This is a genomic window from Radicibacter daui (assembly GCA_030657355.1).
GTDB lineage: Bacteria > Pseudomonadota > Alphaproteobacteria > Radicibacterales > Radicibacteraceae > Radicibacter > Radicibacter daui.
Window position 1 is genome coordinate 1,971,314 of record CP131056.1, and the last position, 23,390, is coordinate 1,994,703.

At 64.9% G+C, this 23,390-nt stretch carries 24 protein-coding genes; 6 read left to right on the forward strand and 18 right to left on the reverse strand.

Going from position 1 to position 23,390, the window contains the following annotated elements; translation table 11 throughout:
- Positions 1-19: 19 nt before the first annotated feature.
- The 11 genes from QTL98_RS09240 to QTL98_RS09290 all read right to left on the reverse strand — a co-directional run bounded on the left by QTL98_RS09240 (position 20) and on the right by QTL98_RS09290 (position 11,660).
- Positions 20-1,498, reverse strand: a complete 1,479-nt coding sequence (locus tag QTL98_RS09240; protein WP_445681927.1) for a sigma-54-dependent transcriptional regulator — start codon at positions 1,496-1,498, stop codon at positions 20-22.
- Positions 1,499-1,561: 63 nt separating this feature from the next.
- Positions 1,562-2,470, reverse strand: a complete 909-nt coding sequence (locus QTL98_RS09245; RefSeq protein WP_445681928.1) for a motility protein A — start codon at positions 2,468-2,470, stop codon at positions 1,562-1,564.
- 14 nt (positions 2,471-2,484) lie between these two features.
- Positions 2,485-2,811: a flagellar motor switch protein FliN gene (fliN, locus tag QTL98_RS09250; RefSeq protein ID WP_510637542.1), complete on the reverse strand. Its 327-nt coding sequence runs from the start codon at positions 2,809-2,811 to the stop codon at positions 2,485-2,487.
- Between the two features lie 94 nt (positions 2,812-2,905).
- Complete coding sequence (locus QTL98_RS09255) at positions 2,906-3,814, reverse strand: FliH/SctL family protein (RefSeq protein WP_445681929.1); 909 nt, start codon at positions 3,812-3,814, stop codon at positions 2,906-2,908.
- A gap of 83 nt (positions 3,815-3,897) precedes the next feature.
- Positions 3,898-5,514, reverse strand: coding sequence for a flagellar basal-body MS-ring/collar protein FliF (gene fliF, locus QTL98_RS09260; RefSeq protein WP_445681930.1), 1,617 nt, complete (start codon positions 5,512-5,514; stop codon positions 3,898-3,900).
- 466 nt (positions 5,515-5,980) lie between these two features.
- Positions 5,981-6,658: a flagellar hook assembly protein FlgD gene (locus tag QTL98_RS09265; protein ID WP_445681931.1), complete on the reverse strand. Its 678-nt coding sequence runs from the start codon at positions 6,656-6,658 to the stop codon at positions 5,981-5,983.
- A 28-nt stretch (positions 6,659-6,686) separates the two neighbouring features.
- Positions 6,687-8,696, reverse strand: a complete 2,010-nt coding sequence (locus QTL98_RS09270; RefSeq protein ID WP_445681932.1) for a flagellar hook-length control protein FliK — start codon at positions 8,694-8,696, stop codon at positions 6,687-6,689.
- Positions 8,697-9,033: 337 nt separating this feature from the next.
- Positions 9,034-9,507 (reverse strand): flagellar assembly protein FliW, encoded by a 474-nt coding sequence (fliW, locus tag QTL98_RS09275; RefSeq protein ID WP_445681933.1) that lies wholly within the window; start codon positions 9,505-9,507, stop codon positions 9,034-9,036.
- 116 nt (positions 9,508-9,623) lie between these two features.
- The gene (locus QTL98_RS09280) at positions 9,624-10,121 is read right to left on the reverse strand and encodes a hypothetical protein (protein WP_445681934.1); all 498 of its coding nucleotides are present in this window, start codon (positions 10,119-10,121) and stop codon (positions 9,624-9,626) included.
- Positions 10,118-10,480 carry a rod-binding protein gene (locus tag QTL98_RS09285; RefSeq protein WP_445681935.1) on the reverse strand — a complete coding sequence of 121 codons (363 nt, stop codon included), beginning with the start codon at positions 10,478-10,480 and terminating at the stop codon, positions 10,118-10,120. Before QTL98_RS09285 ends, QTL98_RS09280 begins: the two co-directional genes overlap by 4 nt.
- A gap of 1 nt (position 10,481) precedes the next feature.
- A complete protein-coding gene (locus tag QTL98_RS09290; protein ID WP_510637560.1) occupies positions 10,482-11,660 on the reverse strand; it encodes a flagellar basal body P-ring protein FlgI in 1,179 nt (392 codons plus the stop codon).
- Between the two features lie 320 nt (positions 11,661-11,980).
- On the opposite strand from QTL98_RS09290, the gene QTL98_RS09295 reads away from it, so the two are divergent.
- Positions 11,981-12,415 (forward strand): flagellar assembly protein FliX, encoded by a 435-nt coding sequence (locus tag QTL98_RS09295; RefSeq protein ID WP_445681936.1) that lies wholly within the window; start codon positions 11,981-11,983, stop codon positions 12,413-12,415.
- A 284-nt stretch (positions 12,416-12,699) separates the two neighbouring features.
- The gene (dksA, locus tag QTL98_RS09300; RefSeq protein ID WP_445682122.1) at positions 12,700-13,065 is read left to right on the forward strand and encodes an RNA polymerase-binding protein DksA; all 366 of its coding nucleotides are present in this window, start codon (positions 12,700-12,702) and stop codon (positions 13,063-13,065) included.
- 282 nt (positions 13,066-13,347) lie between these two features.
- Here the strand turns inward: dksA and flgH are convergent, their stop codons facing one another.
- The 7 genes from flgH to QTL98_RS09335 all read right to left on the reverse strand — a co-directional run bounded on the left by flgH (position 13,348) and on the right by QTL98_RS09335 (position 19,351).
- Positions 13,348-14,112 carry a flagellar basal body L-ring protein FlgH gene (gene flgH / locus QTL98_RS09305; RefSeq protein WP_445681937.1) on the reverse strand — a complete coding sequence of 255 codons (765 nt, stop codon included), beginning with the start codon at positions 14,110-14,112 and terminating at the stop codon, positions 13,348-13,350.
- A 61-nt stretch (positions 14,113-14,173) separates the two neighbouring features.
- On the reverse strand, positions 14,174-15,121 hold the full coding sequence (gene flgA / locus QTL98_RS09310) for a flagellar basal body P-ring formation chaperone FlgA (RefSeq protein WP_445681938.1): 948 nt from the start codon (positions 15,119-15,121) through the stop codon (positions 14,174-14,176).
- Positions 15,122-15,171: 50 nt separating this feature from the next.
- On the reverse strand, positions 15,172-15,957 hold the full coding sequence (gene flgG / locus QTL98_RS09315; RefSeq protein WP_445681939.1) for a flagellar basal-body rod protein FlgG: 786 nt from the start codon (positions 15,955-15,957) through the stop codon (positions 15,172-15,174).
- A gap of 67 nt (positions 15,958-16,024) precedes the next feature.
- Positions 16,025-16,765, reverse strand: a complete 741-nt coding sequence (gene flgF / locus QTL98_RS09320) for a flagellar basal-body rod protein FlgF (RefSeq protein WP_445681940.1) — start codon at positions 16,763-16,765, stop codon at positions 16,025-16,027.
- Between the two features lie 236 nt (positions 16,766-17,001).
- On the reverse strand, positions 17,002-17,769 hold the full coding sequence (locus QTL98_RS09325; protein ID WP_445681941.1) for an amino acid ABC transporter ATP-binding protein: 768 nt from the start codon (positions 17,767-17,769) through the stop codon (positions 17,002-17,004).
- Entirely contained in the window at positions 17,766-18,446 is a 681-nt protein-coding gene (locus QTL98_RS09330; protein WP_445681942.1) for an amino acid ABC transporter permease, read from the reverse strand. The genes QTL98_RS09325 and QTL98_RS09330 overlap by 4 nt, the downstream gene beginning before the upstream one ends.
- Before the next feature lie 125 nt (positions 18,447-18,571).
- Positions 18,572-19,351, reverse strand: coding sequence for an amino acid ABC transporter substrate-binding protein (locus tag QTL98_RS09335; protein WP_445681943.1), 780 nt, complete (start codon positions 19,349-19,351; stop codon positions 18,572-18,574).
- A 428-nt stretch (positions 19,352-19,779) separates the two neighbouring features.
- On the opposite strand from QTL98_RS09335, the gene QTL98_RS09340 reads away from it, so the two are divergent.
- From QTL98_RS09340 to QTL98_RS09355, 4 genes are all read left to right on the forward strand, one after another.
- On the forward strand, positions 19,780-20,337 hold the full coding sequence (locus QTL98_RS09340) for a flagellar basal body-associated FliL family protein (protein WP_445681944.1): 558 nt from the start codon (positions 19,780-19,782) through the stop codon (positions 20,335-20,337).
- A 109-nt stretch (positions 20,338-20,446) separates the two neighbouring features.
- Positions 20,447-21,538, forward strand: a complete 1,092-nt coding sequence (gene fliM / locus QTL98_RS09345; protein WP_445681945.1) for a flagellar motor switch protein FliM — start codon at positions 20,447-20,449, stop codon at positions 21,536-21,538.
- Positions 21,539-21,570: 32 nt separating this feature from the next.
- Positions 21,571-22,137 (forward strand): DUF6468 domain-containing protein, encoded by a 567-nt coding sequence (locus QTL98_RS09350; RefSeq protein ID WP_445681946.1) that lies wholly within the window; start codon positions 21,571-21,573, stop codon positions 22,135-22,137.
- The gene (locus tag QTL98_RS09355) at positions 22,134-23,375 is read left to right on the forward strand and encodes a MotE family protein (RefSeq protein ID WP_445681947.1); all 1,242 of its coding nucleotides are present in this window, start codon (positions 22,134-22,136) and stop codon (positions 23,373-23,375) included. The genes QTL98_RS09350 and QTL98_RS09355 overlap by 4 nt, the downstream gene beginning before the upstream one ends.
- Positions 23,376-23,390: the final 15 nt, after the last annotated feature.

Consider the following 23,390-nt stretch of genomic DNA (forward strand, 5'->3'; position numbering starts at 1 on the left):
GTTCCGGCCCGAAGCGCCATCAAGGATAGGCCGGCTCGCTGTCGCCGCCGCCCGCAGCCGGAACGGCAACGCCTTCTTCGGTATATTGCTTGAGCTTGTTGCGCAGCGTGCGGATGGAAATGCCGAGAATATTGGCCGCATGGGTGCGGTTGCCGAGGCAGTGTGAGAGCGTGTCGATGATGAGATCGCGCTCCACATCCGCCACCGTACGGCCGACAAGGCCACTGGTGCCGCTGCCGGCACCGGCCTCTTCAGCGGCGGCCGGTTCTGCCGGGGCCCAGCCGGAAGCAGGCGGCGGCGCCATGGGCGTAGCCGGGGCTGCGGCGGCGGGCGGCGTCATCGGCTGCGGGGCTGCCGGAGCGACCGGCGCCGGCGCCGGGGCGGGCGCCAGCGTCTGCGGCTGGCCGGTCAGCATGATGGCTTCCGGCTCGATCTGCGCCTGGCGGGAGAGCAGAACGGCACGGTGCAGGGTGTTTTCAAGCTCGCGCACATTGCCGCGCCAGGTGTGCACGGAAAGCTTCTGGATGGCGTCCGGGGAGAGGGCCTTCAGCGGCAGGCCATTGGCTTCGGAGTATTTCTTGACGAAGAACTCGGAGAGCACGGCCACATCCATCGGGCGCTCGCGCAGCGGCGGCAGCATCAGATGGACGACGTTGAGGCGGAAATAAAGATCCTCGCGGAAGGTGCCCTTGCGCACTTCTTCCTCAAGGGAGCGGTTGGTGGTTGCCAGCAGGCGGATATCGACGCGCACCGGCTGGGTACCGCCGACACGGTCGATCACACGTTCCTGGATGGCGCGCAGCAGCTTGGCTTGCAGGCGCGGGTCCATCTCGCCGATTTCATCCAGCAGCAGCGTGCCGCCATTAGCTTCCTCGAATTTGCCGACGCGGCGGGCCACGGCGCCGGTAAAGGCACCCTTCTCATGGCCGAAAAGTTCGGATTCCAGAAGGTTTTCCGGGATTGCGGCGCAGTTGATAGAGATGAAGGGCTTCGAGGCACGGCGTGATTTGCCGTGGATATAGCGCGCCATCACCTCCTTGCCGGTGCCGCTTTCGCCGGTGATCAGCACGCTGGCGTCCGACGGGGCGATCTGGTCGGCCATCTGCAGCACCGAGCCCATCGCCGGGTCGCGGCTGATGAGCTGGTGGCTTTCGGCGGTCACGGCCTCCAGCACGGCGGCGATGAGATCGGCGTCCGGGGGCAGGGGGATGTATTCCTTGGCGCCGTCATGGATGGCCTTGACGGCGGCGCGCGCATCGGTGCCGACGCCGCAGGCGACCACCGGCACGGTGATGCGTTCGCTCTTGAGGGCCTTTACCAGCTGCGCGACATCCAGCTTGACGTCGATCATCACCAGATCGGCGCCCTGTCCGCTGCGCAGGGCCGTCAGTGCGCCATCGATCGTGTCGATATGCGCAACCCTGGCCCCCCGCTGCATGGCGATCTGGCCGGCGGCGCTGATATAGCCTTCCAACGTTCCGACGATCAGTAAGCGCATCGTGCTTCGTCTTCCCTCTGCGGCCAAAAGGTGCCTTTCATCGTCCGGCACCGGGCCTCGTCATCAGTCGAAATACTTCACCCTCTGCCCGACGGGCAGGATGGTGTTGAGAACCAGTTCGAGCCGGCGCGGATTTTCCTGCCGGGCGATGGACATCGCGCCGGCAAGGTAAATCTGCTTGATCACCGCCTCGTCCTCGCTGTTGCGCTCCATCTTGGCGGCAAGCGGCAGCAGGAACATGTTGGCGAACAGGGCGCCGTAAAAGGTCGTGAGCAGGGCAACCGCCATGCCGGGGGCGATCTGCGAGGGTTCGTCCAGCCGCCCCAGCATCTGGATGAGACCGACCAGCGTGCCGATAAGGCCCATGGCCGGGGCCACTTCGCCGGCGCGCCGCATGATGGCGCTGCCACGGGCGCAGCGGTGGGCATGGCTGGCAAGCTCGTTGCCGAGGATGCCCTCGATCTGGTCGCTCGGCATGCCGTCCACCAGCATGCCGATGGAACGGTGCAGGAAATCATTGCGGGTAAGGCGCGGCAGCATGCCTTCCAGTGCCAGGGTGCCTGTCTGGCGCGCCTGCTCGGCAAGGCGCAGCATCTCCACGGCAATCGCCATCGGCTGGGCCGGGCGGCTGGTCAGGGCGGCGATGATCTGCCGCGGCGTCGACAGCACTTCCGACAGTGGGAAGGAGATGGCGGTGACCGCCAGTGTGCCGCCGCCGACGATGAGGAAGGCTGCAAGATCAAGGAAGGAGCCCGGGCGCCCGCCCAGGAGGATGGCGCCGCCGATCAGGACGACCGCGATCACCAGGCTGACGCCGCCGCCGATATCGATGACCGGGCGGGCAATGATGCGGCGCAAATCGGCCGCGCGCGCAGTGCCGGCACCCGGCTGCGCGCCGGGCGTGCCAGCAGCATTTCCCGCCTTCAGCGGGCTTCCAAGCGGGCTGGAGGACGATTGCTCGCCGAGGCTCATGGGATCCGGTTGCCTCATGCCCGGTCGGACTTGACGATTTCAGTCATCGTCACGCCGAGCCGGTCTTCCACCACCACCACTTCGCCGCGGGCGACGAGGCGGTTGTTCACATAGATGTCGATAGCCTCGCCGACCTTGCGATCCAGCTCGACCACCGCGCCGCGTCCCAGCTTGAGAAGCTGGCTCACCTGCATGGCCGATTTGCCGAGCACGGCGGAAATCTGCACCGGAATGTCATAGATGGCCTCAAGGTCCTTGGCTTGCGCCGGACCATCAAGATCGCCCCCATCCATCCCGTCGCCGGCATCGACTTCATCAAGATCGAAATCGGACTCAGACATGCACCAAACTCCCCGCTGTCCTGATCATGGTCCCTTCGTCAGGACCTCCTCCCGCCCCCCTGACGGCAGAAGGTTTTAACCACCGCAACTCCGGCTAGCCGGACGCGGCTTCGGCGTCAGCCAATTCTCGTTCCTTTTCAGCGCTTTGGCTATCGGTATTATCATCCCCGGCCTCAGCGTCGCCGGGCATTTCGCCCGTAGCAGGCCGTGCTGCTGCTTCCTGAGGTGCCGGCTGTACTGCCGGACGTGGCGGCGGCGGGCCGACCACGCGGCCCACAGCCTCGTCCACCATGCGCCAGAGATCGGAACTCAGCCGTTCCGCGCCACCGGTCGGCCATTCGATGCGCACATCGCCGGCAGCCAGCGTTTCGTCGGCGATGACCGCCAGACGGCCATCATAGCCGGTTTCGGTCCGGATGGTTTCAATTCTTGCGTCGATCTCGTCGCGGCTGTCCGTGGACACCTTGACCAGCACACGCGGCTCGTCGGTAAGGTCGCGCAGGATCTCGCGCAGCCGCGCCTCGATCTCGCTGAGGCCATGACGGGCGGAAAGTTCGGGGAACAGGCGCTTCACAACCGCGATGGCGACGTCCACCGAGGCGCGGTCGAAATGCTGGCGGGTTTCCACGAGCGCGGCGTGGCTCTCCGACATGCCGGCGGCAATCGCCTGCAGCGTGTCGGCGATGGTTTGTTCCAGCGAGGCGCGCATTTCGTCCTGGCCGGCGGTATGGCCCTCGGCAAAGCCGATGGCGCGGCCCTTCTGCTCGCCAATGCGCTGACCTTCGGTAACGCCTTCCTGCTTGCCTTGCAGGCGGGCGGCGTCACGCCAGGCCATGGCCTCGGATTCAAGCACGGTAGGCGGCGGGGGCGGGGGAGGCGGCTCTTCCTCCCGGGCCTTCTCAGCCGCGATCTCCGCCTGCCGGGCTTCGGCGGCCCGGCGGGTTTTGGTGCGCGGATCTTCCTCGTCGAAATCTATTCCGAACTGGAAGGGGTTCAAGCTCATGCCGTTTCCTAAACGTCCCTCGCCGGGGTGTTGTTCCGCAGGCGCTGCGGCTGGCGCGTCGCCGGTGGTCCTCGATCAGTCTATCAGGTTTCCTGGTACATCCATGCACGCAGGATGGCGACCGCCTCCTCGGGATGTTTTTCCACGATCTCACCGATCTTGCGAAGGGTAGAGGCGCGCACCTTGCCCTCGATGCGGTTGACGTCGATCATCGCGTCGCTCTCTTCCTCGTCCATGTCGCCGCCTTCCATGGCGAGAGCCTGGGCGAGGGCGCCGCTTTCCGAGGCCGTGAGGCGCGGCAGATCGGCATCCTCATCCTCCTCGATGATCTCCTCTTCCTCGGTGTCGTCCTCGAAGGCACGGGCCAGCAGCGGCCGGATGACCAGCAGGATGACGAGGATGGCAACCAGCACCAGGGCGATGATCTCGGCGAAGCGGAACAGGTCGTCACGCTTCATGCCGAAGATGAGCGGCTCCTGCTTGCTGGCATCGAACTGGTCGACGAACTGCATGTTGACGACGTCGATGCTGTCGCCGCGGTCGGGGCTGAAGCCGACGGCCGACTGCACAAGGCGCTGGATCTGCTGCAGCTCGGCGTCGCTGCGCGGCACATACTCGGTGGTGCCGTCGGCATTGGTCTTGTAGGTGCCGTCGATCATCACCGCGATGGAGAGGCGCTTGACTTCGCCGCCGGTGCGGACCTGGTTGGTGGTGGTCTTGCTGACTTCGAAATTGGTGGTGGCTTCCGTGCGCTTGGAGCTGTTGCGCGAGGTGGGCAGCAGCGGGTTGACGTTGTTGGCGTCGGTGCTCGGAAGCTGGTTGGCGACCGTGATGCTGTCGATGGCCTGAGCCTCGGTGTTCTCGGTCTCTTCGGTGATGTTCTGCGTCGAACGCTGGATCTTGTCGTCCGGATTGAACTGCTCGGACGTGGTCTCCACGCGGTCGAAATTCATGTCCGCATTCACCTCGGCGCGGACTTTGCCGTAGCCGACGGTGCGGCCGATCATGTCCTCGATCGAGCGGGAGAGGCGGCGCTCATAGCGCTGGCGGGCCTCATCGGCGGTCGCGTTGATGTAGGAGGCGTCGTCTTCCTCGGTCGAGGCGAGGAGCTGGCCGTGATCGTCGACGATGGAGACCATCTTGGTCTCCAGCTTCGGCACGGCGGCGGAGATCAGGTTGCGGATCGCCGAGATGTTCTCGCGGGAGAGATCGACGCCCTGCTGCAGCTGCAGGAACACGGATGCGGTCGGCTGCTCTTCGGTCTGGGCAAACAGCTCGCGGCGCGGCAGCACGAGATGGACGCGCGCCTGGCGGATGCCGTCGATCGAGCTGATGGTGCGGGCAAGCTCGCCCTCCATCGCGCGCTGGCGGTTGACGTTCTGGATGAAGGAGGAGGTGCCGAAGCCTTCGCCGCTGTCGAAGATCTCGTTGCCCACGGTGCCGCCCTTGGGCAGGCCTTCCTTTGCAAGGTCGATACGGACCTTGTCCACCTGGTCCTTGGTAACCCAGACCTCGGTGCCGTTGTTACGCAGCTCATAGGGGACCTTCTGCGCGTCGAGCTGCTCGGTAATCTGCGCCGTGTCCTTGTCGGCCAGATCGCCATAGAGCTTCTGCATCTCCGGTGCCGTCATCCGCAGGGTTGCGAAGATGAAGAAGCCGATGATGAGAAGACCGACGAAGCCAATTGCCGAGAGCCTCATCGGCCCCAGGTTTTTGAGCGTTTGCAGGAATGCGTTCACGCTGCTGTCCCTCGACACGGAACCCCGGCGCCTTGCTTCTGCCCCATTTGGAACAGAATTGCGGCCCGAGGCAGGCAATTTCTGCCTACCATACGAAGCCTGATGCCGGAAGTCACGCGCAACGGCCATAAAGCCGCCCGAGACTCGCTAGGATTCTGCTATTCGTTGCGTCCTGGCAACGCTCAGTTCCAGCCCGGGGGAGGGTTTTTAATTATGGCAAATCCATATAAGGGCATGCCAAACCCGACCCCGGCCACATCCGCCGGGACATGAAATCGCCCAAATTTGCCTAAAATGCAATATAAATAGGAAGCGCCCGACGCACCCTATACCGATGCGTCGTGCGGACCTTCTCCGGGTACATCTGTCGGAGAGGGCGGCGGCACCGTTTCACATGCGCTGATGTGTGGATGCCGCCGGCCGGAGATCAGTAGACCGAAAGTACCTTGCTCATCGGCAGGAGGTTGGTGCCGACATGCAGGTAGGTGCCGTCGTCCTGGACCTCGACGCCCTCGACATAACCCTGCACGGTCATGTCGTAATCCATCTTGTTGCCGTCGGCATCCTTGGGGATGACGTAGACGGTGTAGAGACCGGGGTCGAGCTCGGTACCGTTCTGGTCCTTGCCGTCCCACTCGATCTTGTTGGTACCGCTGGCGGTCGGGCCGGCCACGGCGCGGACCTCGTTGCCGGAGGCATCGTAGATACGCACCTCGACCGAGGAGGCTTCGTCCTTCAGCGTATAGGAGAAGTAGGCCGACTGGTCGGGCAGCAGGGCAACCTCGTTGCCGGCATATTCGACCTGATGGCCGATATAGCCGATGGCGGCGCCGGTCGCGCTCTGCTGCTGCAGCGATTTCAGCGATTCAAGGTTGTTGTTGGTCAGGATCTGCTGCTCGACGCCGGTGAAGGCGACCAGCTGCTGGGTCATCTTGTCGGTATCCATCGGCTGCGTCGGATCCTGGTTCTGGAGCTGGATCGTCAGCAGCTTGAGGAAGTTCTGATAGTCGTTACCCAGCGATGCGAGGCTGGTACCCGCCGCGGAAGCCTGATTGGCGGTTGCGGTAGAGTTGACCGAGTTGCTGGAAGTGTCGATGCCGGACATGGCTCTTTCTCCTCGGGCGGCGCGGGCGTCAGACCTTCAGGTCCACGCGGCCTTCCTCGACATAAAGGGTGGCTTGGGTGACGGTCGCTGCATTGTCGACCCCGCCCACGGCGGGAGTGCCCCGGCGGCCGGAGCTGTTGCGGAACTGCTGCTGGTCGCGGGCGTCGGCTGCGGCCTGGCCCTGGTTCTGACCGGAAAGGTCGAACTGAAGGCTGTTGCTGTCGATGCTGAGACCCGCATCGGCCAGAGCCTTCTGCAGGCCGGCGGCGTCTTTCTGGAACTGGTCGAGCGTGGATTGCTTTTCGACCGTCACCCGGGCGCGCAGGCTGCCATCCTGCATCTGCACATGGATGTCGATCATGCCCATCTCGCGCGGGTTGAGCTGGACACTCAGCACGGAGTTGTTGTTGGCAACCGCCCGCTGGACATGGATGGCGAGCTGCTGGGCAGCCGGGGAGAGCGCCTGGCGCGCGCTGCCGGGGGCGGCTGAGGCCTGCTGGACGGCGCGGGCAAAGCTGCTGTCGCCGCTGGAGCGTACATCGCCCACGCCGGCGCCGAGCTGGCTGGAACTGCCGGCATCGCCGCTGTCGGACTGGAAATCCTGATCGCTGCTGCCGGCTGCGTCGCTGGCGGCAAGGTCGGCTTCTGCGCTGTCATCCACCGCCATCAGCCCTGCGGCATCGCTGGCAGCGTCGCTGGCGGCGGGCGACTGCGCCGGGGGGGCGGCATGCGTTGCCTGGAGCGCCGCCTGTGCCATGAGGGCGAGGTTTGCCGCGCCGGTGGAGCCGCGAACCTGCGTGCCGGCAATGGTGTTTGTGCCCGTCTGGCCGGCAGCGCCAGCCGCTCCGGCCGGGGCAGCCTTGGCCGCTGCGTTGGCCTGGGCGAGCATTTGCTGAAGCACCATGTTGCCGCCGGCCTGCGGGGCTGCGCCCGGCGGCTGGGCGGCCGGGGCAGAGGCGTCCTGGCGCACCGGGTAACGCGGACCGGCATCGTTGGCGGCGGGCGTCCCGGCGGTATCGCTGCTGTTGGCGGCGTCGGAGAGTTCCTGCACCGCCTGCTGCTGGGCGTTGGCAGCTGCGGCAGAGGCTTTCGCCGAGGCCTGGCGGGTAACGGCTGCCGCGGTGGCTGCCGGACGCATCGGCGCGGCGTCAGCGGCGGCTTCAAGCGACAGGTCGGCGAGCGGGGAGGCATCGGCCAGATCGGTTGTGTCGGTGGAAGAGGGGTCCGGGACCGCGCCGGTTTTCACCGGGGGCGTGGTGGGGGGTACCGGTGCGGTCCCGGAAGACGCCAGCTGGGCGGGGAGAGCCGGCGTGCTTTGGCTCGCCGCGTCGGTATTGGCCGAAGCGGCAGTTTGCTGGATGTTGGCGCTGTTCTGCGGCAGTGCCGGTTTGTCGGCGCCCAGCTGACCCAGCAACTGGGCAAAGCCGGCGGCAGCCTCCGGAGTTGTCGCCGTGGGTGTTGCAGTGCCGGCCGGGTTTGCGGTCGCAGCGGCACCGGCGGGCATCTGACCCGTAAGGCCGGGGGCCGTCGGAAGTGATTCGCCGGGAAGCAGCGGAGAAACGCCGGCGCCGGCATTTGCACCGGGCTGCGTCGTGCCGGCGGCAACCGTCGCCGCGGCGATGCCAAGCTCGCCATCGCCGGTCGGCGTCTGCGGCGCCGGCTGCTGGGGCTGGCCCATCAGGGCGGCGGCAAGGGCAGCCAGCACATCCGGCGAGAGGTTCTGGCCGTCTGCACCGGCGTCGTCATCCTTGCTGTCGTCACCGGTTGCGTCGGTGCCGGCAGCGGTGGCACTGGCCGCTGCATCGGCGGCAAGAGCGGCGCCGAGAGTGCTGGTGGTCGGCTGGAGCTTGATCGGGCCGGAAGCGGCTGCGGCCAGCTTGCTGGCGGCGGCTGTGTCCTGGCTCGCCGCGCCGTTCAGCATGGCGGCAAAGAGGCCGCTGGTTTGGTTTCCGCCAGCTGCCGCGGCAAAAAAACCGGTGGCATCCGCGGCAACGGCGGCGGTTTTCACAGTGGTTTGCGCGACGGCGGTGGTGGACATCTGGTGGCTCTCTCGTCACCGGTGGAATTGGTCGCTTTGCTCAATGCAAGGCATGGGCCAATTTCTGTCCATTCTCTGAAGCTAGAGAAATCAAAGGGTTGTAACGGGTGAGGCCAGTTGTCGCGGCTGGAACGGGGCGGGCAGGGCATGAGGCGGGAAAATCATGCCGGGTTGGCTCTGCCGGGTGCCGGGTGCCGGGTGCCGGTGGCGGGGGCGATAGCCGGAGCCGCAAACAAACGGCCCCGTCCCTGAAGTGGGAAACGGGGCCGTCCGGGGGAGCAGGTGTCTTGCGAAACAGGAAGCGTCCCTTGCCGCGCCGGAGCGCGGGCATCCGTCGTCAGAGCGGGTGGCGAACTTCGTAACGCGGGTTCGGCAGCACATGCTGCCAGCCGATGAGGCGGCGGGTATCAATGATGACCGGGGCGCGGCAGTTGACGGTAAAACGAATCTGCCCGTCTTCGGTGCGCGGGGACACCACCAGGGCCAGCAGCCCTTCTTCCGGCCGTACTTCCAGCGCGGTGAAGGCCGAGCGCCAGTCCTGGTCGTCGATCATGCCGCCATTGGGGTCGATCGGCAGGACGACGAAGGAAACGGCCGCATCGTCCGCCGCCTGCAACAGCTTGAAGGCGCTGAAGCGCGGGTCCGGCAGGTCGGCGAGGCCATAATTGCGCAGATGCCCGAACCCCAGCATGCCGATCGGCATGGCCACGAGCTTGCTGCGCTTGAAGGCAATGCGCCCGAAGCGCGTATCGATGAAGAACTCATCGATCAGATCGATCTGCTCGGCAGTCTCCGGTAGCGGAGCTGACATAGGTTGGGACTCCATTCGTACTGCTGCTCCCATTCTCATCGCTTCCACTCCTGTTTCGCAAGGGTAAGTCCGTGAACAAATTTCTTTTTGTCCTGCATCACCCTGCCGGATGACGCTCAGAACGTGCCGTTCAGTGTCATTGCCGGGGCGCCGGCATGCTTGTAGCCGGTGTTGTTGGCGCCGCGGGCGGTATAGCCGCTGCCGGTAGGCTGCTGGGAGGTGACGGCACTCTGAATCATGCTCATCAGCCGTTCGTTGGCATCGCGTGCCGACTGCAGGGCAATGACATTGGCCGAGATGGCGCGGTCCAGCCGGGTGCCCGCAGTGATGAGGCGGGCCTTGAAGACCTCGTCACCATTGATGTCGTCGCGGTTGGTCTGGGTGACCTGGCGCAGGCGGTAGAGGTTGCGCTCATAAAGCGCGACCGCTTCGTTCTTGGCCTTCTGCATCGCCTCGACCTCGCCGCGCTTGCGGGCGCGCACGGCGCCGGTCTCGATATCGAGCAGGCTGACGAGATCATCGATGGCGGTGATAAGGGCGCCGGCTTCCGCACGGGCCTGTTCGGGCGTCAGTGCGGCCTTGCGGGCGGACGGGTTTTGGGCGGTCTGGTTCATGATGCCTGGAACTCCTGATGACGCAGCATTTCCTTCTGCACGGCAGCGGCGATGCCGACGCCGCCATGCTTGGCGATTTCCTTGCCGTATTCGGTGACCAGCAGGTCGCGGTAGGTCTCTTCTGCCTGGCCGCCACCGAAGATCTCGTCCGACCCCACGGTGTTGAACATCGGCTTCAGCATCTGGGACAGGAACATGGCCTCGAAGTCCTGCGCGGCGGCGGCGGCCTTGGCGACGGACATCGGCTTCATGCCCTGGAGCTGCGCGGTGCGCGCGGCGTCGGTGGGCCTTGCGCCGGCAAGCGATCCGTTCAGGGCGCCGCTGGCCAGGATGTCGGGGGAGAGGGTCTGCAGGTTCATCTCACAGCACCTCGATCTCGGCCTGCAGGGCGCCGGCGGCCTTGATGGACTGCAGGATGGTGATCATGTCGCGCGGGCCGACGCCGAGGGCGTTGAGACCCTGGACCAGTTCGCGCAGCGTGATGCCTTCGCTGAGGATGGCCATGCGCTTGTCCTTGCCGTCATCCACCTCGATCTGGGTGCGCGGGACGATGGTGGTCTCTCCGGTCTGCGAGAAGGGCGAGGGCTGGGAGACCTGCGGGGTTTCGGTGACGGTGATGGTGAGCGTGCCGATGGCGATGGCGACAGTGCTGATGCGCACATTCTCGCCCATCACGATGACACCGTTCTTCTCGTCGATGATGACGCGGCCGGCCTGGTCCGGGGTGACGTGGAGCTGCTCCACATCCGTCATCAGGCCGACGATGTTGCCGCGGCGATAGGCGGGCACGCTGAGCACGACAGTGCCGGGATCCCGGGCGGTAGCCGCGGCCTGGCCGAGAAAGCCGTTGATGGTCTGCGCGATGCGTTCGGCGGTGGTGAAATCGGGATTGCGCAGCGACAGGCGCAGGCTATTCATGTCGTTGATATCGAAGGCGATCTCGCGCTCGACAATGGCGCCGGAAGCGATGCGCCCGGAGGTGGGAACGCCCTTGGTGACCGTGGCGGCGGCGCCGGAGGCGGTAAAGCCACCCGTCGCGACATTGCCCTGGGCCACGGCATAAACCTCGCCATCGGCGCCCATCAGCGGGGTGACGAGCAGGGTGCCGCCCATCAGATCCTTGGCATCGCCCATGGCGGAGACGGTGACGTCGACACGGGTGCCCTGCTGCGCAAAGGCCGGCAGGGTGGCCGTGACCATCACGGCGGCGACATTCTTGGTCTTCAGGGTGTCGTCGCGGATGTTGATGCCGAGACGCTCGAACATGCCCTGCAGGCTTCGGGTGGTGAAGGGGGAGTTGGTGAGGCCGTCGCCGGTGCCATTGAGGCCGACGACAAGGCCGTAGCCGACCAGCATGTTCTCGCGCACACCCTCGACATCGACAATATCCTTGATGCGCTGCGCCTCGGCCGGCGGCGAGGCCAGCAGCAGGGTGCAGGCCATCAGGGCGCCAAGCGCAATGGCCAGGCGGCCGGCACGGGCGGCAAAGCCGGCCTTGCGGCTGCCGGAGGGTGCGAGGCTTGAGGTTGAGGTCGGCATCAGCATGGTCGGGATGTCCTTGATGTACCCTTGGTGAACCGCTGGCTTTGCGGGTCTTCCGCCCGTTGCACTGCCATCATGCGATAAGCGTGCCAGATATTGTTTTCCGCTTTTTCTTCAATGTGCTAACCGCTGTTTGCGGGCGGCGTTCAGAAGGGGCGGCAGCTTTGCCCCGGCATCCCGGCGGCGGTAAAGGCGCGCCGGGGCAAACATTGCCTAGTGTTTTGCAAGAGGAATGCCGCTAGTGTTTGGGGCATGATCTGTCAGGGTCGCGGCGGGGGGCCGGTGCGGCTTCGAGAGAAGAAAGCAGGTGGTTAGGCATGAAGGTCGAAGGGACCGGTTCCACTCACGGAACCACCGCGGCAAAAAAGGCCAAGAAGACCGGAAGCAGCGAGTTTTCCCGTCATATCCAGGGCGATGACAGCGGTGTCGAAGAAACGGCGTCCGGTGTCTCGGGCATGTCCGGCGTTGGCGGTGTCGATGCGTTGCTGGCCTTGCAGCAGGTTGACGATGCCACTACCGGCCGCTCAAAGGCTCGCCAGCGGGGCAACAACATCCTCGACCAGCTGGAGGATCTGAGGCTCGATCTGCTGACCGGCGGCATTCCGCCGCAGCGCCTGCAGCAGCTGGTGCGTCTTGTTCAGGCGCAGAAGGGGCAGATCACCGACCCCAGGCTGGTTGAAGTACTGGAAGAAATTGACCTGCGGGCGCAGGTCGAGCTCGCCAAATTCACCCCGCGCAGCGACGAGGAGTAAGGCAGCTGGCCGCGGCCATTGCCCGCCTTCTCTTGTCACAAAAAGTTCCCGCTGCGCCGCGGGAGCTAAGATTATCTTTTTGTTTCAGCGTGTTAAATCGTTTCGCATCCTTGCTTCTTCGGGCTTGCGGCAGATTTTCCATGTTCCTATACTCCGCGCGCCTTCTGGCACGTTATGGTTCCTAAAATTCGGGAGTCTGGTCAGTGAGCATCGCAACCCGCGACGACGCACCTTCTGCTCCGTTGTTGCCGCCCGATTATCGCCCGACAAACGGCGAGACCTTCATGAATCCGCTCATGAAGGAGTATTTCCGCCAGAAGCTGCTGCGCTGGCGCGCAGAGCTGCTCAGGGAGTCGACCGAGACTCTTTCCCACTTGCAGGAAAGCGGCCTGCAGGAACCCGACATCGCCGACCGTGCCTCGCTGGAGACCGATACGGCGCTGGAGCTTCGCACCCGCGACCGTGAGCGCAAGCTGATCTCCAAGATCGACGAGGCGCTGGAGCGTATCGTCGATGACAGCTACGGCTACTGCGAGGATACCGGTGAGCCGATCAGCATCGGCCGTCTGGAAGCCCGCCCGATCGCCACGCTGAGCCTCGAGGCGCAGGAGCGTCACGAGCGCATGGAGCGCACCCAGCGCGACGATTGATGCCGGCCCGGTCAGGCCAAGTACTGGATCAGGAAAAAGGGGCTGCCCGCCGGGCGGCCCCTTTTTCATTGCCCGGGCGCGGGCCGGGCTGGCATCAGGATCGACCTCGCCCGGGGCGGTGACGTTTGAAAAAAAAGGCCGGCATCAGGGATGCCGGCCGCAGTTTCCAGGTCCGTTCCCCTCGCGGAAAACGGGCCCAGGGGTACCTCGGTAGGGCGCCTCCTCCCCAGGCGAGGAGAGCGCCGGAATTGTCAGGCGCAGCCGGAGCCGCGCCTATCAGCCTCAGAACGGCAGGATGGCGTCGAGCACCTGCTGGCCGTAACGGGGCTGCTGCATGTCGGTGATCTGGCCGCGGCCACCATAGGCGATGCGGGCTTCGGCGATCTGGTCGAAGGCGATGGCGTTGGTGGCGGAGATGTCTTCCGGCCGAACCATGCCGGTGACATAGAGCTCACGCACTTCGAAATTGACCCGCACCTCTTGCTTGCCCTCGATCACCAGATTGCCGTTGGGCAGCACCTGGGTGACGATGGCAGCGATGTTGAGGGTCAGGGTTTCCTTGCGGTCGATGCTGCCGGTGCCGGTGCTGGATCCGCTGGAATTCGCAGAGACCAGCGAGCTGGCGTCCACTTCATTGGGCAGCACCTTGTTGACCTTGGTCTCAAGCCCGAACAGGTTCGGGATGCCGAGACTTTCGTCGCCGGTGCGACCGCGCGAGGTCTGGTTGGAGAGCGAGGCGCTGTCGGCGATCGAGATGTTGACCGTCAGGATGTCGCCGCGCTTGGTGGCGCGCTGGTCCTTGAAGAAGGCCCGCGCGCCGGAGCGCCACAGCGAGTTGGCGGCATAGGCCGGGGCTTCCGGTGCCGGCATCGGCATGGAAACCGGCTGATAACCCGCCTGGGTCGTGGGGTTGGTGATCGGCGTCAGCGACGGGGTTTCCCCCACCTGCGACAGCCGGGTGAACATGTTGCAACCGGCCAGCGGCAGGGCGCACAGCACAAGGGCGAGGGCCGGGCCGGTGCGGGATTTCAGGGTCGTGAACGACATTTCGGATGTACCTCCTGGGATGGTGCCGGGCGTTTTTTGCCGCGCCTCTTGTCACCGGTGATCAGTTAGAAGCAACGTTCGTGCCAGCATAAACCTCGACCAGCTGCGGTCCGGCGATGACCGCCTGGAGCACGCGCTTGCTGTCGGTGTTGCTGACTTCGATCACATCGCCCACACCGCCTTCTTCCATGGCCTTGCCACGGGCCGACAGCACAAGGCCGCCGAGCTTGTAGCGCATGGTCACGAGGTCGCCGCGGGTAATGACGATGGGCAGGCCGACGGCACTGGAGACCACCGGCTGGCCGGGGTTGATGGTGCGACGCGCGGCCATACCGATAAGCTGGTCGGCATCGCTGATGGCATTATCCGGCAGGCGGCCGACCGGCATCTGCTGGAAGGCGAGATCGGAGGCACTGATTTCCTGCCCCTTGAGCTTGCGCTCGATGAGGACCGGCACGACCTGGATGGGAAAAGCCTGCCCGGTTACATCGACATACTGCACGCCACCATCGGCCGGTGCACGCAGGCGGGCGCTGAAGCGGCCGCTGGTGCTGGTAACGCGCAGGTCCTGCAATTTCACATCCGGTGCCGCGAGGCTCGGCATGTCGATACCGGCGCCGGGATCGTCAAGACGCACATCGATGTCGTTGCCGCCAAGCTGGCTCAGCAGCTCCGGCTGGAGCATGCGCACGATATCGCTGGCGCCCAGATGGGTGGAGGCGCGGGTAACTTCCGCCAGCTCGAAGCCGGTGGTGGGCTTCCAGTCCACACCTGTTGCCGCGGCGACGCGGCGCAGCGTGCCGGCATCGAGGGTAAGGGTCTTGCCCGGCTCCGGGGAGCGGGCCACCAGCCGGTCCTTGCCGACGGCGACGTCGGTGAAAAGGTCGGTTGCGTAGATGTCCTGGCCGTCGACCGTCACGCTGGTACGCAGCGCGGCGAGCGCACCGGTGGAAGCGGTAGCGGCAATCACGAGGGCGGCGGTCATCAGCGTTCGGGTGGTCTTCAGCATCTTTTCCTCCATCGGGGCCGGGGCGGTGAGGCCCCGGGCACCGGTCATCATCAACGCAGGTTGGAGACGGTCTGCAGCATCTGGTCGCTGGCCTGGATAACCTTGGAATTCATCTCGTAGGCGCGCTGGGCGGTAATGAGATCGGTGATCTCGGAGACGACGTTCACGTTCGAGGTTTCCAGAGCGCCCTGGATGATCTTGCCGAAGCCGGCAGCCCCGGGAACGCCTTCCACATTGGCGGCGGAAGCGGGAGTTTCGGCGTAGAGATTGTCGCCGAGTGCTTCGAGGCCGTTTTCGTTGGCGAAGGTATGCAGGGTGATCTGGCCGACATTCTGCGGCTGGACCTGGCCGTCGATGGTGGCCAGCACTTCGCCCGAGGAGTTGACGGTGATGTCGGTGGCGTCCTGCGGCACGGCGCCGGGGCCGTTCAGCAGATAACCGTCCGGCGTCACGATGTTGCCGTCCTGGTTGAGCTGCAGGGCGCCGGCCCGGGTATAGGCAAGGTCGCCATTGGGCAGGGTCACCTGGAAGTAGCCCTTGCCGTTGATGGCGAGGTCCAGCTTGTTGTCGGTGATGGTGATGTTGCCCTGCTCGTGGATGCGGTAGATGGCGGCGGCACGCACACCGGCACCGATCTGCACGCCGGCCGGCACGATGGTGCCGGCATCCGACGAGGTGGAGCCCACGCGGCGGAAGTTCTGGTAGAGCAGGTCCTGGAACTCGGCACGACGGCGCTTGAAGGCCGTGGTGTTGAGGTTGGCGATGTTGTTGGAGATGGTTTCGACATTGAGCTGCTGCGAGAGCATGCCGGTGGCGGCGATGGAAAGTGCACGCATTTTCTGAACTCCTTGAGCCCCTGGGGGCGTGTTGTTTCAGTCGGGTGTGGCCAGTTTTGTCCGGGGGTCAGGTACTGGCCTTGCCCAGGCGTTGCAGCATGTCGCGCATCCGCTCATCTTCCTTGTCGAGGAAGTTCTGTGTGGACTGGTACTTGCGCTGGACGTCGATCATTTCGGTCAGGGTGAGGACCGGATTGACGTTGGATTCTTCCTGCATGTACTGGCGGATTTCCGCCTTGTCGGCGGTGATCGGAGACTCTTCCGTCTCGAAGAGGCCGTCGCCGAGTTCCTTGAGGTAGTGCGGGTTGTCGAACTTCACGAGGCGGATCTGGCCGACCGTTTGCTGCTGGCGGTTGGTCGGGTCGGTGCCGGTGATGGTGCCGTCGGCAGTCACACGCAGATCGACAAGCGATGCCGGCACCTGGATCGGCCGGTTGCGCACATCGAGCAGCGGATTGCCTTCGTGGTTGACGATGGTGCCGGTGCTGTCGAGCGTGAAGGCGCCGCTGCGGGTGTAGCGCGGGCCGCTGCTGGTCTCGACCGCATAATAACCGTCACCGTCAATGGCGAGGTCGAGCGGGTTGTCGGTGGCGACCAGGGCGCCCTGGCGCAGGTCGCGCAGCACCGCAAAGTCCTGCACCATCGCCAGCTTTTCCTTGCCGGTGGTGTTCTTGTCGTACTCGTTGACCACCATGTACTGCTGCTTGAAGGAGGCGGTGTTCACGTTCGCCATGTTGTTGGCGATCACGTCCATCTGCCGCATCAGCATGGTCATCGAGGACAGGGCAACGTAACTGGTGTTTTCCATTTTCCTAGCACTCCTGATGACGGCCATTTTAGGCCATCGGGCTCTGTTGGCCCTTTCGGTTGCCAGCAGATATGCATCAGGTGTGCCAAACTTATTTTTTATTCAAAAACAGTTACTTAAATGGAGTTCGGCAAAAATGTCCGGGCTTGTGAGAGGCCGGTGCTGCCGGGCGAGGGGCCTATATTACCCCGCCGCCCGGCGTGTTGTGCCCGGTGGGTGCGGAAAAGAGTGCCGCGTCAATTGGCGCCATGGCCACCGGCAGCGGCCGTGAGCGTAGCGATGAAGCCGGCGGTGCGGGCCTGGCGCGGGCTGGAAAACAGCTCGCGCGAGGGGCCGCTTTCCACCACCTTGCCGGCTTCCAGGAAGACGGCCTGATGGGCAACGCTGGCGGCAAGGCGCAGGTCATGCGTTGCCATCAGCATGGTGGTGCCTTCTTCCGCCAGCTGGCGCAGCACCGCCACCACTTCGCCGGCAAGCTCCGGGTCGAGCGCGGAGGTTGGCTCGTCGCACAGCAGGACACGCGGCGAGGGAGCAAGAGCGCGGGCGATCGCCACACGCTGCTGCTGCCCGCCGGAAAGACTGGCCGGAAAGGCATCGGCCTTATGGGCCATGCCCACCTTGTCCAGCAGGTCGAGCGCGCGGCGGCGGGCCTTGTCTTCCGGCCAGCGCTGCACGGTGACCAGTCCTTCCATCACATTGCCGAGGGCAGTGCGATGCGGGAACAGCTGGAAATTCTGGAACACCATGCCGGTCTGCTGGCGCAGGGCCAGCACGGCGCGGCGGTCGGCGGGCTTGCCGGGGGTAAAGACCAGATGACTGTCGCCCAGCTTCAATTCACCCGATTGCGGCATTTCCAGCAGGTTGACGCAGCGCAGGAGCGTGCTCTTGCCGCTGCCCGAAGGGCCGATGAGAGCAGTGACGGTGCCTTCGCCGAGGGTCAGATCGACCTCGTGCAGCACGGTCTGCTCCCCAAAGCGCTTTACGATGCGGGTGAGGGTGATCATGCCTTTTCTCCCAGAAAGCCGCCATATCCGCCAAGCCGGGTCTCGAGCCGGCTCTGCAGCAGCGAGAGCGCGGAGCTCAGCACCAGATAGATGAGCGCGGCCTCGATATAGAGGATGAGCGGCTCATAGGTGGTGGCGACGATGCGCTGGGCGGCCTGGAACAGCTCCGGCACGGTGACGGCAGCGGCCAGCGACGTATCCTTCACCAGCGCGATGAAACTGTTGGAGAGCGGCGGCACCGCGATACGGCCGGCCTGCGGCAGGATGGTGCGGGCCATCGCCTGGCGCCAGTTCATGCCGATGGAATAGGAGGCTTCCCACTGGCCGGAGGGCACGGCGGAGATGGCCGAGCGCACGATCTCGCTGGTATAGGCGCCAACATTGAGAATGAAGCCGATGAGCGCAGCCGGGAACGCGTCCAGCACGATGCCGACACTGGGCAGGCCGTAGAAGATGAGGAACAGCTGCACCAGAAGCGGGGTGCCGCGGAAAATCCACACATAAAAACGCGCGATTGCCACCAGCGGGCGCGGGCCGAACAGGCGCGCCAGAGCCGTCAGGTAACCAAGCACCAGTCCGCCAGCAAAAGACAGAAGGGTGAGCGGCACCGTGAACACCAGCCCTGCCCAAAGCAGCGGGCCGAGGGAGTCCAGCATCAGCTGCATCCAGTGGGGCATTTTTCGTCCGTTTCGATTGACTTGGGCCGGGCGCTGAGACGCGGACGGCGGCAGGCCCCATGATAGGCCTGCCGCCGGTTACTCGCGTACTTTAGTCTGCCTGTCTCTTTATGACGCGGGCGCGATCAGGGAGAGACGTCTTCGCCGAAATAGGCCTCGGCGATCTTCAGATAGGTGCCGTCGGCCTTGATCTCGGCCAGTGCGGCATCAATGGCTTCCAGAAGCTTCGGATTGCCCTTGGGGATGATGATGCCGGAATGGTCGGCATCCTCGCTCACCGCGGCGACCTTCAGCGGGGCGTCGGGCTTGTGCTTCTTGAAATCGAGGAAGGAGAGGTTGTCGTTGATGGTGGCATCGGCACGGCCGGCCAGGACCAGTGCAATCGACTGGTCAAAACCATCGGTTGCCAGCAGTTCGGCGCCATTGGCGGTGGCAAGGCGGCCAAAATTGCTGGAGAGCGTCTGGGCCGACTTCTTGCCCTTGAGGTCGGCAAAGGAAGCGATCTTGTCGTTGCCGGCCTTGACGATCAGTGCCGGCTTCGAGGCGATGTAGGGGGCGGAGAAATCATACTTTGCCAGCCTTGCCTCGGTGATCGAGACCTCGTTGACCACAGCATCGTACCGTCCGGCATCGAGGCCGGCGATCAGGCCATCCCACTTGCCTTCGATGAACTCGGCCTTGACGCCGAGTTTGGCGGCGACGGCGCGGCCGATCTCGACATCGAAGCCGGTAAGGGCGCCGGAGGCATCATGATAGGTGAAGGGGGCGTAGGTGCCCTCGGTGCCGAAGCGGATGACGCCGGAGACCTTGATCTTGTCGAGGGATTCCTCGGCATGGGCGGAGACGGCGGCGAACTGCACGGCGCCGGCAAGCGCGGCGACGGCGAAGGTCTTGAGCCAGTTCATTTTCTTCTGCTTTCCGGAGCGCCGGATGGCGCCCCTCGCCAGATGGCGGTGCTGGTGGTGACGATCTTGTTTTTGTGCCCGCTGCCTTGCGGGGCGCGGTTGCCGGACTGAACATAGGCCGGGCTTTTGGCGTTGCAAGGCTAATAACATCTCGCAAGGCAGGTTTGCGAAATTAATTACTATAATTTTGTGTTTAAATGAGCCGCGCTGCCTCCCGCCGGGGGCTGGTGCGGCACCTTGTGCAGAAAGCGCCGGGCCCGAGCGGCGCTTTATTTGCATGAGTTCACTTCGTGACTTAAAGTGTTTGTGCCGGAAAGATTTTCTGCGTCCGCCGGTATTCATCGGGCGGTCGGAAAAGACCCCTTCTCTGCCCCGAAAGGGCCAGGGAGGACGGCAGTTAAAGCGGGCAGGCATTGCAGGGAAACGACATGGCCACGGAAGACGCCGATGTGATGGACGAGATCCCGCGCCGCAAGGTCAGCGGAAAGAAGATCGTCCTGTTTGTCGTATTGCCCCTGCTGCTGCTCGTGCTGGTTGGCGGTGGCCTCTTCCTGCTGAAGGGCGTGCTGTTCGGCGGATCGAATGAGGCGGCCGCCGAAGGCGAGCATGCCGCGCCAGCGGAAGAACATGCCGCGCCGGCCGAAGGTGGCCATGGCGAAGGAGAAGCGGCCCTGCCGGGCGCCGGCACCTATGTCGACATGCCGGAGATGCTGGTCAATCTCTATACCGAGGGGCGGCGGCCGAGTTTCCTCAAGATCAGCGTGAGCCTCGAGGTGGAAGAGGCCAAGGACCAGGCGGCCATTACCGCCAACCAGCCGCGCATCATCGATAATTTCCAGACCTATCTGCGCGAGCTGCGGGCGGAGGATCTGCGCGGATCGGCCGGTGTGTTCCGCCTGCGCGAGGAGTTGCTGCGGCGGGTCAATGCCTCGGTCTATCCGGCAAAGGTCAAGGACATCCTCTTCAAGGAAATGATCGTGCAGTGATGCCGCAGCAGGCGGCCCGGTTCGTGCATAACTCTTTTTGCGCAAGGGCATACAGGTTTTGCAGATTGAAGGAACGGGCCCCCGGCGTGTCGGTTAAGGAAGCGATGCGATGAGCAATACCGAGGAAATGAGCGAGGACGAACGGCTGGCTGCCGAATGGGCGGCGCTGGCTGATGATGGCGGCGGCGAGGAAGAAGCTGCCCCGGCTGCCGAAGGCGGCGGCGCGACCCGCGTCCTCAATCAGGATGAAATCGACAGTCTGCTCGGCTTCGACAGCGGAGCGGGCGGGGACGGTGACAATACCGGCATCATGTCGCTCATCAACAGCGCGCTCATCAATTACGAGCGCCTGCCGATGCTGGACGTGGTGTTCGACCGGCTGGTGCGCATGATGTCCACCAGCCTGCGCAACTTCACTTCCGACAACGTCGAAGTCAGCCTCGACCAGATCACCTCGGTGCGTTTCGGCGATTATCTCAACTCCATCCCGCTGCCGGCCATGCTGACCGTGTTCAAGGCGGAGGAGTGGGATAACTACGGCCTGATGACCGTCGACAGTGCCATGATCTACTCGATTGTGGACGTGCTGCTGGGCGGGCGCCGCGGCACGGCAGCGATGCGTATCGAAGGCCGGCCCTATACCACCATCGAGCGCAATCTCGTCGAGCGCATGATCCATGTCGTGCTCTCCGACCTTTCCGCCGCGTTCGACCCGCTGTCGCCGGTTACCTTCCGTTTCGAGCGGCTGGAGACGAACCCGCGCTTTGCCACCATCGCCCGCCATGCCAACGCGGCCGTGCTCATCAAGCTGCGCATCGACATGGAAGATCGCGGCGGCCGGCTTGAGCTGCTGATCCCCTATGCGACGCTGGAGCCGATCCGCGAACTGCTCCTGCAGATGTTCATGGGTGAAAAGTTCGGCCGTGACAGCATCTGGGAAACTCACCTTGCGAACGAGCTCTGGTATACGGATGTCAGCTTGAGTGCGGTTCTGGACGAGGTGACACTGACACTTCAGGACGTGCTGGAGTGGAAGATCGGAACCCAGCTGTTCCTGAACCAGACGCCGGATGGACCGGTGGAGCTGAGGTGCGGTGACGTGCCGATGTTCACCGGCCGTATGGGCCGCAAGTCGGGCAACATCGCCGTTCGCATCGACACTGAAGTCACCCGGCAAAAGGGCCACGGCTGGGGCGGCTGAGCCGCCGGCCGCACGAGGAGGCAGGATCGATCATGTCCCCGCTGGTTTCACTGATTGCCGACGCCGTTGTCACCGGTCTCATGGTGGCGACGATCATCTTTGTCTGGCGCCTCAATGGCCGGCTGAAGCTGGTGCGCCAGCAGCGCGAGGAACTGGCCGAAACCATCGCCGCCTTTACTGCCGCCACCGCGCAGGCAGAGGCCGGCTTTGCCCAGCTGCGCGCAGGCGCCCAGCAGACCAGCGATGCGCTGCGCATCACCATCGGCGAGGCCGGTACACTCCGGGACGAGCTGGTGATGATGATCGACACGGCCGAAAGCGTGGCCCGCCGGCTGGAGCAGGGCAGTGCCGCTGCCTCCGCCACCTTGCGCCGCCAGCAGGAAGCGCAGGACGGCACCCTTTATGCGGCAGCAGCCCAGCCTGTTACGCCCCCCGTCACGCCGCCCCCGGCACCGGCACGCCCCGCTGCCCCGGCAGCCGAAGTGCTGCGCGCGGCGGAGCCATTGCGCGCCGATCCGGGGCTGGCGGCCAATGGCGGAGCGAAGCCGCGCAGCAAGTCCGAGCAGGATTTGCTTAATGCCATCGAGAGGCTGAAATGAGCGACAGTGACCTGCCAGGCGGCAAGCCGGACGCTGCAGAACGCGCTCGCCGGGCCCGCGAGGCGGCGATGGCCGCTTTTCGCAGCGACAAGGCGGCCGAAGCGGCACCAGCTCTGCCCGCCCCGGCCCCCGTGCCGGGTGAGGATATTGCACAGGCGGTTGCCGCCCGCATCCTGATGGGAACCGGCCAGAGCATCGGTGACGCCATGCAGGCACCGAAGGCGGCGCCTGCGGCTGCCAGCGCGGTGCCGGCCCGGGCGCCGATGGCGGCGGGGGGCGCACGCTCTGCCGCGCTTGCCGCCAACAAGGCTTTTGCTTCCATTGCCGCCGCCACGGCCACCGAACTTGATGTGCAGGCCAAGGCCAGTGCCGGACGGGAAGCGGCCAGGCGCGCCTTTGCCGCCTTGCCGCCGCCTCCCGACTTGCCATTGGCTGAGGCTGGCAAAGCGGCAGCCGCTTCACGGGTGGCCTTGACGCCGGAAGCCGCGGCGGCCTCGCTGGCCGGGGCCAACCGCTCGAAGCTGCGGCTCATCCCGGCGGTTATTTTCGTCGGTGTGCTGATGATCGGTCTGCGGGTGGGCGACATCTATCAGGATGTGGAGAACGGGGCGCTCACCACGCTGTTCTCGCCCACGCTCGGCTCCACCGCCGAGGCGCAGCAGCCGGCCGCCAGTACGACCCAGCCCGCCGATCCCAACGCCGGACAGCTGCCGCAATCGATGGAAAACCAGCTGAAGCAGCAGCAGGACAGTGCGCAGGGGCCGGAAGACAAGGTCGGCATCTTCAGCAATGCCGAGCAGGATTTCCAGCAGCGCCTCAGCGAGCGGCGCGCCGAACTCGACAAGCGGGCACGCGACCTTGACCAGCGCGAGGCCCTGCTGACCGCGGCCGAGCAGCGGCTCGACCAGAAGATCGGCGAACTCACCAGCCTGCGCGATCAGATCAATGCCGCCATCGAGGAACGCAAGAAGATGGCCGAGGCGGAGCAGACCGCCAACGTCGCCCGGCTTGTGACCATCTATGAAGGCATGAAGCCGCAGCAGGCGGCGGCGATTTTCGACCAGACCGATATGCCGGTGCTGGTGGCGGTGACCACGCGGATGAAGGAAGCCAAGCTCTCCGACGTCCTGTCGCGTATGGATCCGGCCAAGGCCAAGGCCCTGACCGAGGCACTCGCCAACCGGGACAAGGCCAATGCCGAGGCAATGGCGGCAACGCCGGTACCGGCCTCCAACTGAGGAGGCGGTCGGCGC